General features: G+C 70.8%; 16 protein-coding genes. 1 reads left to right on the top strand and 15 read right to left on the bottom strand.

Going from position 1 to position 10389, the window contains the following annotated elements:
• The coding region (locus ABT158_RS50385) for a major capsid protein (protein ID WP_352366496.1) at window positions 1-561 on the bottom strand (561 nt) is incomplete at its 3' end.
• Between the two features lie 15 nt (window positions 562-576).
• Window positions 577-1356, bottom strand: coding sequence for a hypothetical protein (locus tag ABT158_RS50380; protein WP_352366494.1), 780 nt, complete (start codon window positions 1354-1356; stop codon window positions 577-579).
• A gap of 103 nt (window positions 1357-1459) precedes the next feature.
• Here ABT158_RS50380 and ABT158_RS50375 point away from each other — a divergent pair, with 103 nt between their 5' ends.
• Window positions 1460-1639 (top strand): hypothetical protein, encoded by a 180-nt coding sequence (locus tag ABT158_RS50375; protein WP_352366492.1) that lies wholly within the window; start codon window positions 1460-1462, stop codon window positions 1637-1639.
• Here ABT158_RS50375 and ABT158_RS50370 read toward each other — a convergent pair.
• The 13 genes from ABT158_RS50370 to ABT158_RS50310 form a co-directional block, all read right to left on the bottom strand.
• Window positions 1636-2784 (bottom strand): phage minor capsid protein, encoded by a 1149-nt coding sequence (locus ABT158_RS50370; RefSeq protein WP_352366490.1) that lies wholly within the window; start codon window positions 2782-2784, stop codon window positions 1636-1638. The two genes, ABT158_RS50375 and ABT158_RS50370, sit on opposite strands and share 4 nt — an antisense overlap.
• A gap of 35 nt (window positions 2785-2819) precedes the next feature.
• Window positions 2820-4343: a hypothetical protein gene (locus ABT158_RS50365; RefSeq protein WP_352366488.1), complete on the bottom strand. Its 1524-nt coding sequence runs from the start codon at window positions 4341-4343 to the stop codon at window positions 2820-2822.
• A complete protein-coding gene (locus ABT158_RS50360) occupies window positions 4330-4542 on the bottom strand; it encodes a hypothetical protein (protein ID WP_352366486.1) in 213 nt (70 codons plus the stop codon). The genes ABT158_RS50365 and ABT158_RS50360 overlap by 14 nt, the downstream gene beginning before the upstream one ends.
• Window positions 4542-4790 (bottom strand): hypothetical protein, encoded by a 249-nt coding sequence (locus ABT158_RS50355; RefSeq protein ID WP_352366485.1) that lies wholly within the window; start codon window positions 4788-4790, stop codon window positions 4542-4544. Before ABT158_RS50355 ends, ABT158_RS50360 begins: the two co-directional genes overlap by 1 nt.
• A complete protein-coding gene (locus tag ABT158_RS50350) occupies window positions 4787-6079 on the bottom strand; it encodes a PBSX family phage terminase large subunit (protein WP_352366483.1) in 1293 nt (430 codons plus the stop codon). The genes ABT158_RS50355 and ABT158_RS50350 overlap by 4 nt, the downstream gene beginning before the upstream one ends.
• A gap of 20 nt (window positions 6080-6099) precedes the next feature.
• Entirely contained in the window at window positions 6100-6600 is a 501-nt protein-coding gene (locus ABT158_RS50345; protein ID WP_352366481.1) for a hypothetical protein, read from the bottom strand.
• 71 nt (window positions 6601-6671) lie between these two features.
• Window positions 6672-7256: a DUF4352 domain-containing protein gene (locus ABT158_RS50340; protein ID WP_352366479.1), complete on the bottom strand. Its 585-nt coding sequence runs from the start codon at window positions 7254-7256 to the stop codon at window positions 6672-6674.
• A 252-nt stretch (window positions 7257-7508) separates the two neighbouring features.
• The gene (locus ABT158_RS50335; RefSeq protein WP_352366477.1) at window positions 7509-8036 is read right to left on the bottom strand and encodes a DUF6221 family protein; all 528 of its coding nucleotides are present in this window, start codon (window positions 8034-8036) and stop codon (window positions 7509-7511) included.
• 15 nt (window positions 8037-8051) lie between these two features.
• Window positions 8052-8270: a hypothetical protein gene (locus ABT158_RS50330; RefSeq protein WP_352366475.1), complete on the bottom strand. Its 219-nt coding sequence runs from the start codon at window positions 8268-8270 to the stop codon at window positions 8052-8054.
• A 126-nt stretch (window positions 8271-8396) separates the two neighbouring features.
• A complete protein-coding gene (locus ABT158_RS50325) occupies window positions 8397-8588 on the bottom strand; it encodes a hypothetical protein (RefSeq protein ID WP_352366473.1) in 192 nt (63 codons plus the stop codon).
• 23 nt (window positions 8589-8611) lie between these two features.
• A complete protein-coding gene (locus tag ABT158_RS50320; RefSeq protein WP_352366471.1) occupies window positions 8612-9412 on the bottom strand; it encodes a hypothetical protein in 801 nt (266 codons plus the stop codon).
• A complete protein-coding gene (locus ABT158_RS50315) occupies window positions 9409-9954 on the bottom strand; it encodes a hypothetical protein (protein ID WP_352366469.1) in 546 nt (181 codons plus the stop codon). The genes ABT158_RS50320 and ABT158_RS50315 overlap by 4 nt, the downstream gene beginning before the upstream one ends.
• The coding region (locus ABT158_RS50310) for a hypothetical protein (protein WP_352366467.1) at window positions 9951-10389 on the bottom strand (439 nt) is incomplete at its 5' end. The genes ABT158_RS50310 and ABT158_RS50315, both read right to left, overlap by 4 nt.

The following is a 10389-nucleotide window of genomic DNA, read 5'->3' as shown; positions in this document are numbered from 1 at the left end:
GTCGAAGGCGTCGAAGGCGGACATGGCGATGTCCTCGGTGGTGACCGTGGCCGGAGACCAGTCGAGGTAGCCAGCCGCGATGCCCTCGTTGATCGGCAGGTACTCGGTGGACTGGCCCGTGAGCGCCTTGTCGAGGCCGTCGAATCCGGCGTCGTCGACGGCGGTGTCGCCGAGGATGAGTTCCTGCTGGAACCGCGTGCGCATCGAGGTCAGCTTCTGGGAGAGCTGGAAGGAGATCTCGTTGGAGGCGGCCGGGCCGAGGCGGGCGAGCTTGCGGTCGACGTTGAACGCGCCGCCGAGGGGGTGGAGCTCGACGGACTTCCGCTCGCGGGTCGCCTGGTTCGGGACGTACTCCTCGTTGAACCGGCGGAAGCTGGCCGAGGAGGGGGCGAGGAGCCGTGTGTAGCCGTAGGTGAGCGAGCCGCCGCCCGTGCCCGGGGTGACGGTGTCGTCCCACACCATGTTCCGGAACAGCCACGAGTTGCGGCGGAGGTTGTCGATGACGGCGAAGTCGATGTCGGCCTGGGTGTTGAGCTGCGCCTGGGCGAGCGTCACGGGCATGGCGATCCTCCTGGATCAGGTCTGGTAGTGGTTCGCGATGGCTCCGGCGAGGGAGCCGTTGCGCTGCTTCGCGCCGCTCTCGCCGGTGCCGCCGGACAGGTCCCCGCCGGAGCGGCTGGCGGTCTGGGCGGCGAAGAGCGGGTTGTCCTTCACCGCGGCCTTGATGGCGTCGTCGAGGTTCGCGCCGAAGGTCCTGGCGGCCGGGTCGAGGTCGGCGATCTTCTGCCGGAACGACATGGAGTCGAGGAGAGCGGACGCCTTCGCGCCGTGCTTCTCGGCCCGCTCGCGGACGGCGTCGCGGACGGTCAGCTCGCGGAGCTGCGCGTCACGCTTCTCGATCTCGGCCTGCGCTGCCTGCTCGGCGGCTGTGCGGCCGGCCTTCTCGGCTGCGGCGACGGCCTTCTCCTGCTCGGTCATGTTCGAGGCCTTGAGCTGCTCCAGCTCGTCGGCCGCGGCCGAGTTGGCCTTGGCGCGCTTCTCCCACTCGCGGGAGTGGGTGACGCTCTCGCGGTACTTGGCTTCCCAGTCGGTGCCGCTGTCTGCGCCGGATCCGGACTTGCCGGATTCGGTTCCGGACTGCTGTCCGTCCTGGTCAGCCGTCGATCCGGTGTTGCCGGATCCGCCCTGTCCGGGCTGGCCGGACTCACCGGATCCGGTCTGTCCGCCGGACTCGGAGCCGCCTTCGCCCTCGCCGTTGCCACCCGCGATGGCGTAGATCGGCGAGCCGTTGCGGCGGTAGCCGAGTACGTCGAGTGCGGAGTGTGTTGCGAGGGGGTGCTTGAAAGGGACCTGCATGGTGTTCTCCCGTTTCGGGTTGCCCGGGCGCCGTGCGGCGGCCGGAAGTCTGGGGCCCGCTCGCTGGCGGGCGAATGTGGCGTCGTCGCCGTACGGTCGAGACATGGACGACAGGGAGACCTCGGCCTCGCAGGAGCGCTGTTCGGACTGCGGTCAGCCAGCCGTACGCGACGTCGTGGACACCAGCGCAGTGGGCAGTGACGGCCACGAACGGCAGCGTGGCGCTCTGATCTGCGTCAACAAGGAGTGCGCCATGTACGGCAGACACCTGAACCTCGGCTAGCGGGCCTGCCCGACCTGCTCGCGCGCGGGCTTGCGGCGCAGGTCGGGGTGCGCGTCGACATGGGCACGTGCCTTGGCCTGCCACTTCCGCACGTACGCCCCAGCGCGGCGCCGGTCGACGTCGTTCGTTGCCGCGACCTGGCGCCGCTTCCACGCCCGGATGGTCCGCTCGATCTCCCGCTGTCGCTGCGTGTCCGCGTACGTTGTCCCCGGCGTCGCATGGTGGGGCGGCCGAGTCGTCACCCCGGGCAGGTAGGCGCTCAGGGAGTGCCGGCAGTTCGGGTGGAACAGCCCGCTCGCGCGCGCCTCCACCAAACTCCCGGCCACGTGCACAGCAACCGTCTCTGGAGGCCGGAACGCAGCCCGGAGCCCGGTCGACTGGATCGCCGCCTCCACGCGGACCGTACGAGGACCTGACTCGGGCCCGAGCGTGAGGACTTCGCCCTCCCACGGCGCGCACAGCTCGCACTCCAGCGGCGCATCGGACACGATCACCAGCCCCACACCGAGCTCGCCGAGCGCGTCGATGTGGCCCTCGATGGCCGCGCGCGCAGTGACCGACCGGACGGCCATCTCGGCGTACGCGGCCAGCTCCCACGAGCGGCCGGCCGAGTCGACGAAGCCGGTCACACCGCGCTGCGCGAAGCGGTCGAGCGCGTGCTGGGTGGCCTGCCGCCGGGTGAGGCCGCCGAGGAGCACCGACGTCGACGCCCTGGCGGTGATCGACCGGTAGACATCCAGCACCGCGCGCGTGATGCGCACGTACAGCGGGCGCGTGTCCTGCGCGTACGAGGCGGCGAGCCGGTCGACGGCTGGCGCCCCAGGCAGGACGTCGCGGGCCTGGAGCTCGCGGCCGATGTCGAGGGCGCCGAGCTCGGCGACCGCGGCCTGCCGGCCCCGGCCGTACGCCTCCGCCAGGGCCTGGCCGACGGCGCCGTTCGCGTCGGTCTGGAGGGCGGTGGTGACGTCCTCGACGGCGGCCCGGAGGTCGCCGATCGAGCGGAGCTTGATCTCGGCCCACAACGGGCTGTCGATGCCGTCCATGAGCGCGGTACGGAGCTTCTCCAGGAGGGCGAGCTCAGCATCGGCGTACAGCTTGGCGATGGCGCCGGCCAGATCCTCGGCCATGGCGGGAGAGACGGGCATCGGACCGCCTCCTCACCGCCCTCGGCGGAGCCGGGTCACTCGGCGCCGGTCTCGGTCGGGTCGGCCGTGTCACGGCCGGACTCGCCCTTGATCCGGGCGACTTCCTTCTTCTGCTCCTCCAGCGGCATGCCCGGGTTGACGAGCGCCACCAGGGCCTCCGTGGACGCGGCTTCGGCGCGCCGCAGCAGATCCGCCGACTCGGCCAGCGTCTTCACGTCGTCCTGGATGGAGTCCGCGAACCGCACCTCGGGCCGCTCGACCTCGACGGACGTGGCATTGGGGAAGAGGCTGCTGTTCTCCAGGATGAGCAGCGTCTCGACGAACTCGGCGACCGAGACGGCCTCCAGCTCGGACTTCCGGGCCCGGGTCGCCATGCTGCGCGCCGTGTCCGCCCGCACCTCGGTCGCGGTCCGCACACCGGCGCCGTCGTCGTCGCCGAACGTGCCGCCCGAGTAACCGGCGTTCCGGATGCAGCGGGACACGAGCTCCTCGATCGTCGCCCGGTGCTCGACGTGCCGGATCGCGAACTGGTTCAGGGTGATGCCCTGACCCTGCTCCGTCGGCGGGATGTTCATCGGGGCGAACACCTCACGGTCCTGCCACGAGACGCCCTCCCCGGGCCCGTTCGACTGGAGGTAGCCGGCGGGGACGATGATGCGGCTCTTCGCGAGGCGGATGTCCCGCATCCACGACGTGTACGTCTCGTCGATGGCCGACAGGAACGTCTCGGCGCCCTGGAAGTCCGAGGTGCCGAGCCCGGCCGCGCCAGGCACGTCGTGCCAGTCCGGGGCGGTCATCGTGTTCGGGACGTAGACGCAGGCGAGGCGTCCCTTCAGCTGCGGCAGGCTGATGGCCGGCTGGAGGCCCCGGGTGTCGGGGTAGGCGTTCAGGTCGACAGGCGTGCCGAGGTTGTCCTCCGTGCCTTCGTACACCGCGTGGAGGATGGTGTTCGGCTCGTGGTGCTCCAGGTGGCGGACGACCTTCTGTCCGTCGACCGCAATGACCTTCCAGAACGTGACCTCGCGCAGCCGGTCGCCGAAGAAGCGTGGCGCGGCGCCGTCGGCCCGCACCACGGTGGCCCATGGGCGGGGGCTCATCGTCAGGTCCCACATGGCACGCAGGTAGCCGCCGCCCAGGGCCGCGGTCATCTCGGCCTGGGCGATGAGCGTCCGCAGGAGGCCCTCCTTGTGGAGCATGTCCTCCAGGCGCTGCATCGTGTCGGTGTTCTCCGTGATCAGGGTGGGTGGCTCGGAGAACAGCAGGTCGGACGAGGTGCGGGCGAGGTCACGGGCGAGCGGCAGGTGGAGGTTCGCGCGCTTCTCGCCGAGCGGCGTCGGCTCGCCCCAGAACCAGCGGGCCACCGTGCCGACGAGGCCGCCGCGGTACTGCGACGGCCGGTTCTCAGGCTGCCCGTACGGCCGGCCGGAGCGGCGCCGGTTGCGGTAGCGGTAGGCAAGCCGGTCGGGGCTGGCGGAGTACCAGGCGGACCAGTCGGCCATGTCGGAGCTGATGGCCTGGGCGATCGGCGGCCAGGCGGTGCCCTTGTCAGGGAGTGGCATCGCCGACCTCCTCAGCATCGTCCCGGGTCGGGTTCTCGATCTCGTCGGCTGCGGCACGCAGCATGGCGGCCAGCTCGGGGCGGCCGTACTGGAGAGCGCCGCGTTCGTTCGCCAGGTCGATGGTGAAGTCGCCGAGGTGGAACTCGGGGGTGGTCCCGACCCGCATGTAGACGGGCATCGTCAGGCTGGTCGAGGCCATCAGCCGACCTCCTGTCCCGGGGGCGGCGTCCAGCCAAGCGCGACGAGCGTGGCGGCCGTGTCGTCCGGGACGTGGATCACCGTCTCCGCGACGGTGCTGAGTTCGTGGACGGCCAGCTCCAGGCGCAGGATCGGCCGCTCGCCCACCTCGGCGTCGAGCGACAGAGAGCGGACGCCCCTGAGCGGTACGCCGTCGACCGTGATGGAACCCATGCCGACGGCGTTGAGTTCGATGCGGGCGTTGCTCACGCGGCCACCTCCAGCTTCGTGCGGATCAGGTGGCGCCACTGGTGCGCCGTGGTGTGCAGCCCGTACCGGAGCGCGTCCACGCTGTGGTCGTCGATCTTCAGCGGGGCGTCCTCGCCCTTCAGCGCGGCCTTCTCGTCCCACGCGTACGACGGCAGCTCGGACAGCAGCCCCTTGCACGACCGGTGGATCGACAGGACGTTCTGGCCGAGCGCGACGCTCACGCTGCGGATGCCGTCCTTCACCGTGTTGTTCGCCTTCGCCACACCCGGCACGCCGTCGGACCACAGCTGGTTCATGAAGCTCGCGGCGCTCGGGTCGACGAACACCCACTGCGGCGTCACGCCCTTCACACCGCGGTGCTCGTACGAGGCCAGCCAGCCCCGCAGGTTCTCGCTGTACTCGGCGTCGGTGAGCTGGCGGCGCGCAAGCCGGGAGTCGTGCCGGTACTCGGACGCCACGTACAGCCGGTTGTCCACGCCGGTGCCGACGAGGAGGGCGGAGAACGGGTTGATCGTGCCGTAGTCCAGGCCCACGCACATCCAGTGGCTGATGTCCGGAAGCAGGTCAACGACGTGCCGCTTCTCGTCGAACATGTCGTAGACGACGCCTTCGGCCAGGCACCACTCGCCGAGGATGTACCGGCGGTAGAACAGCCCGGTGTACTCCAGCTTCAGCGCGTCGACGTAGGCCGCCGGCAGGTACGGGTTGTCCTCCAGGCTGAAGGAGAACCGGTTCAGGTCGATGGCGGCCGGGTCCTGAGACTCGACGAGCGTCCCGTCCCGCCGCAGGTGCAGGCGGGCGCGGTCGAGGTACTTCTTCTTGAGCCAGTGGTTCGGGCCCTCAGGGTTCGTCGTCCCGAACCACTGAGCGCCCACCACACTGAGGCGGGTGCCGAGCATCGCGAAGAAGCTCTCGGGGAACGTCGTCACCTCGTCGAGGTAGGCCCCCGCGAGGGTCAGGCCCTTGATCTTCTCGGCGGCGCGCTCGTCGTTCGCGCCGGCCACGTAGATCGTGCGACCCAGGAGGATCAGCTCGCCCACACCGGACTTGTAGACACACCGGCTCGATCCGACCATCTCGATGATCGGGTCGATGATGTTCCGCTTGAGGGTCCGCTCAGTCTTGCCGACCATCAACAGCGGGCCAGCCGGCCCAGTGCGCACGTACCGCAGCCACACCATGATCGAGCTGATCGTCTTGGAAGAGCGGACGGCGCCCTCCCACAAGTTCCCGCGGGCGGCCGCGAGCTGAGTGGATCGGAGCTGCTTCCCGGCGAGGGCTGAATACACGGCGGGCCCCCTCTGGTCGGCTACTCCGCCGGGGCCTCCCCGCCGCCCATCATTCCCCTGAGCCACTGATCGACGGCCGCGAGGCCCTGGGTGTCGGTCTCCGGCGGGACCAGGCGCAGCGACTGGGCTGCGGCGGCTGTCGCGGCGGCCATGAGGGCTCGTTTGTCGGCGGCCGGCGGCTCGGGGACGGCCTGTTCGGTGTACTCGTTGTCCTTGCCGCCGATGTTGAAGACCTTGGCCGGCTCCCAGAGTTGCGCGGAGAGACGGAGAGCGTCGTCGGTGAGGGCGTCGGCAAGGATCGCCCGCTTCTCCGCGAGCTGGGCAACCCGGTGTCGGGTCGCCTCCTCCGTGAGGGTGACGTCGAAGACGAGTCCCAGGCGGGCGGCGATGACCGACACGGTGCGGGGGCCGCGGTTGATGCGGCGGGCGATCTCGTTGCGGCCGAGGCCCTCGGTGTGGAGCTGGCGGACGGCTTCCTCGTCGGCCTCGCCGACCGGCACGTCGTTCTTCTTCAGGCCCACGGTTCACCTCCGGGCATGCGAAGGCCCGTCCGCACGGGGGGGGGGGGCGGGGCCGGTTCGGGGTTGCTCGGTTACTTCACGCTCCACTGCCCCGTCTGGTTCGAGAAGCCTGAGTTCATCGTGAACTGCACGGATGCGATCTTCGACGCCTTGGGGACCTCAAGAACGATCCACCCAAGGGCCTTCTCGCCCTTCGGGAGCTTCAAGCCCGAGGCCATCGACGGGCCCTCGGTGATCTCTCCGAAGGTGCTCATGAAGCGCTGCCCGTCCACGTCGGCGACCTGTACGCCGTTGCTGGGGCTGTCGTCGTAGACGGCGGTGCCGGTGTTGCGGAGTTCGAACTGGGCGGCGACCCACCTCTTGCCCTGGGCGGGCTTCATGAAGTCGTCGGCAGACTTCGCGGGGTCGGCCCACTTCTTCAGGGTCACGGCCAACTGCTCACCGTCGAGGTTGCCCTTCAGCGTGAGGGTGTCGCCGACTGCGGCGGTCTCCTCCTTGGGGGCTTCCTTGGTGGCCTCGGGGGCGGGGGCCGCCTCTGACTTGGAGGCGGGGGCCTTGGGGTCCGGCTTGGTGTTGACGTCGGGCTCGGGGCCACAGCCCGTGAGCGCGAGGGCCGCAGCGGCGGCGAGAGTGGTGACGGTGGCGCGTGTGCGCATGGTCCCCCCAGGGGTCGTGATGTCCGTCCAGCATCAGGGGGGCGGGGGTTGTGTGTGGGGCGGGTGACGGAATCGTGACATGCGAAAAGGCCCGCTCCGGTTGGTGGAGTGGGCCTGTGGTTTCCGGGCACGCCGGAACTGGCTTCAGGATGCGGCATGCCGAACGGTTTTGCAACTAGGTGCACAATCGGTGCTCTGCTCACGACGAAGCCCCGCCGCTGGACATCCAGGGCGGGGCTCGGCAAGGGGCTGTTACGGCCGCCACTCGTCGCGGTAGTCGGGGTGGGGGGCGTACGGCATCGCAAGGAGGCGAATTCGCCGGTAGACCCGCTTGTCCCGGCCACAGGTGCATGACGCAGTGCGGCGGGCGAAGTCATCCGGGTCCAGTCGGTTGCCGTAGCGGTCCTCGGCGGCGCCGCACCGGAAGCGGGAGCTGTACTCGTCATCGCCGTGCGGGTCGGTGCGAAGGTCAGCCACAAGCGCGCGCTTGGCGTCGACCTCGGCCAGCACCCGCGCGGGGTCGTGGCGGGCGATGTGCCGGGCGATGTCATCGTCCTGTGCGGCCTGCGGGTCCACGTGGCCGACGACGCCGTCCTCGTGGCCATCCTCGACGTACCAGCGAACCGCACCGCCAACGCCGTGGTAGGGCGAGGTCTTTGCCCGCCAGTGGGCTGTTGGGTCGTTGTGCCAAGGGTCCCCAGTGGGAAGCTGCCCGGCCGCCCGGGCGGTCTGCTCGTCTTCGTCGAGGCGGGCGCGGAGGAACGCGATCAGGTCGTCCATAAGGCTCTCCTCGCCCTACAGCTTGTTCGGCTGGACATCGAAGGCGACGACCACGCCTCCAGCGGCTTGGGGGTAGCGCTGCTCAACCTCGGCGCGAACCTTGTTGAAGAGGTCGAACCGTGTCGTCCCGCGCGGCGGAGAGATGGTCCCTTGGTAGTCACCGATGTACGTGCCGGTGGCGGCGGTTGAGGTCCGGATGGTCATGAACCAGAAGTGCGTGCCCTGCTTGTCCATGCCGTCCATCATCCCTTCTTCGGGGGCTGCGGGGTGGGGTTCTTCGCGGCGTCGGCGGCGGCCTGGGACTGCTCGTTCCGTCGTCGGAGTTCGGCGATGCTCATGGTGGTCTTGAACTCGCCCATGTCAGCGCTCCTCGCCGTCGGCGAGGCCGTCCCACGGCTCCTCGTCGGCCGGCTGTGTGTCGGCGGCCGCGTCCTCGGCGGCCCACCGCGCTTCGTCCTCGGCGTCGAGGCGGTACTCGTCGGCACGGTCGAACTCGGCCAGCTCGTCGGCGCTGAGGACGTCGGCGTTGGTCATGTCGTCGTAGTCGGACACGGTGTGCTCCTCTGCTGCTTGGTTCAGTGGTTGATGACGGTGTGGCGGTACGGGTTGGCCGGGTCGTCGATGATCGTGAACCGCTTCCCCGCCCCCGCTTCGGTCGGTGTAGGCGGGCCTGTAGGTGTAGCTGTAGCCGGGCCTGTAGTCGGCTGCTGACCTGCGACGACTACAGGGCCTACGGGCCCCGGGGGAGGGGCCGGAGAGGGGTCGGAGAGTGAGGCCCGGCGGACCCCCGTGGACGGCGAGCGGCCGGGCATCCGTACCCCGCGCTTGACGCGCCCCCCGGCCGCCTCGACAGCGGCCCGGACGTCGGCCGCCGACCACGGCCGGCTGGTGGACTCGGTGAGCCGCTCCGCAAGGACCGCGACGTGCACCTGCGGGTCGAGGCGGAACACGGTGATGAGGAGCGTCCGGATCTCGTCCACGGTCATGCCCGCGGCCGGGCCCTCTCCGGCGGGCTCTTCGGCGGCCGCGGCGGCCGGGGCCGGGCCGCGCTTGGGGTTGCCCGCGCGCCATGCGGCGATGAGCCACAGGGCGAGCACGGGCCACAGCAGCCACGGCGACGTCTCCAGGCGGCGGGCCACCGCGACGGCCAGGGCGACGCCGATCTTGCGCAGCACCCATGCGGCGGCCAGGAGGACGGCGAGCCGTACGGCCCAGGCGATGCCGGAGGCCTCGCCGAGCCATCCCATGGTGCGCCGCCACACGGACCGCACCCATGCGACCAGGCGTCGGGTGCGGTCCCGGGCGAGGATCTCGGAGCCGGTGGCGATCCGGGCCGCGGCCGCGCGGAGCCACTGGGCGCTCGTCGGGGCGCTCACACCGACACCCCGTTCACGACGGCGCCGATGAGCTGCGCACCGAGGGTGTTGACGCTGGGAACGACGAGCTGCCCAACCACCGCGAACAGGCCCGTGCCGATGCCGATGAGCGTCCCGGCGAAGACGCCCCGCCAGAACTTGCCCTTGGCGACCTTGGCGAACGCCTTCCTGAGCAGGAACAGGGCGACCACGAGAGCCGTGACGATGAGCGCTCCTCCCTCGTCGAGCGCCGGGGCGGCGCCGGTGGCGACCGCGCTCGACTTCTGCCCAGTCATGCTCGACATCAGGAAGTCGCCGATCGAGTTGCCGCCCCAGCGCAGGAAGCCGGCGCCCGTGCCGAGCAGTCCGGCGGGGCAGGCGACCATGAGCGTGCCGAATCCGATGCCGCCGCCGAAGGGGATGAGGCCCTTGGGGTCGCGGCCGCCGCCGGCCGCTGCTCCCCCGCCGCCGGTCTTCCACCAGCGGTACGCCTCGACGGCGATGAGCGCGATGCCCATGGCCAGTCCGGCGCCGGTGATCGCGGTGGACGTGAAGCTGTTCATGGGCGGACTCCGGTGAGCAGGTAGACGGCGGTCTCGATGGGCAGGGCGGTGACGGTGGCGATGACGGCGGCCCACAGGGCGGTGCGGGTGAGGGCGGCGCGGATCCGGGGCCCCCACAGGTCGGGGGCGGCGTGGGCGGCCTCGATGCGGCGGGCGTTGTCGAGGAGGCCGAGGACGGCCAGGGGGATGACGGCGAACGTCCAGGCGCCGGCGAGGGACTGCTCGTCGCGGACGTGGATCAGGACGGCGGCCCACGGTCCGGAGAGCGGCATTGCGGCCGCGGCGCAACCGAGGTTGTAGATCCAGCGGATCCGCAGGCGCTGCCACCACGACGGGGTGGGCTCGGGCTCGGTACCGGGCAGGACGACGTCGACGGTGACGCGGATGTCGAGCGGCCCGGGGTCCGGCGGCCGGGGCGCCGGCGGCGGGACGAAG

This window comes from Nonomuraea sp. NPDC001636 (assembly GCF_040298265.1).
Taxonomy (GTDB): domain Bacteria; phylum Actinomycetota; class Actinomycetes; order Streptosporangiales; family Streptosporangiaceae; genus Nonomuraea.
Note: the sequence above shows the minus strand (reverse complement) of the source record. Positions and strands in the feature narration are given on the sequence as shown.

Bases quoted from the DNA above. Each gene is read 5' to 3' on its own strand.
- ABT158_RS50380 (WP_352366494.1), bottom strand. From the start codon at position 1,356: ATGCAGGTCCCTTTCAAGCACCCCCTCGCAACACACTCCGCACTCGAC.
- ABT158_RS50375 (WP_352366492.1), top strand. From the start codon at position 1,460: ATGGACGACAGGGAGACCTCGGCCTCGCAGGAGCGCTGTTCGGACTGC.
- ABT158_RS50370 (WP_352366490.1), bottom strand. From the start codon at position 2,784: ATGCCCGTCTCTCCCGCCATGGCCGAGGATCTGGCCGGCGCCATCGCC.
- ABT158_RS50365 (WP_352366488.1), bottom strand. From the start codon at position 4,343: ATGCCACTCCCTGACAAGGGCACCGCCTGGCCGCCGATCGCCCAGGCC.
- ABT158_RS50360 (WP_352366486.1), bottom strand. From the start codon at position 4,542: ATGGCCTCGACCAGCCTGACGATGCCCGTCTACATGCGGGTCGGGACC.
- ABT158_RS50340 (WP_352366479.1), bottom strand. From the start codon at position 7,256: ATGCGCACACGCGCCACCGTCACCACTCTCGCCGCCGCTGCGGCCCTC.
- ABT158_RS50335 (WP_352366477.1), bottom strand. From the start codon at position 8,036: ATGGACGACCTGATCGCGTTCCTCCGCGCCCGCCTCGACGAAGACGAG.
- ABT158_RS50330 (WP_352366475.1), bottom strand. From the start codon at position 8,270: ATGGACAAGCAGGGCACGCACTTCTGGTTCATGACCATCCGGACCTCA.
- ABT158_RS50315 (WP_352366469.1), bottom strand. From the start codon at position 9,954: ATGAACAGCTTCACGTCCACCGCGATCACCGGCGCCGGACTGGCCATG.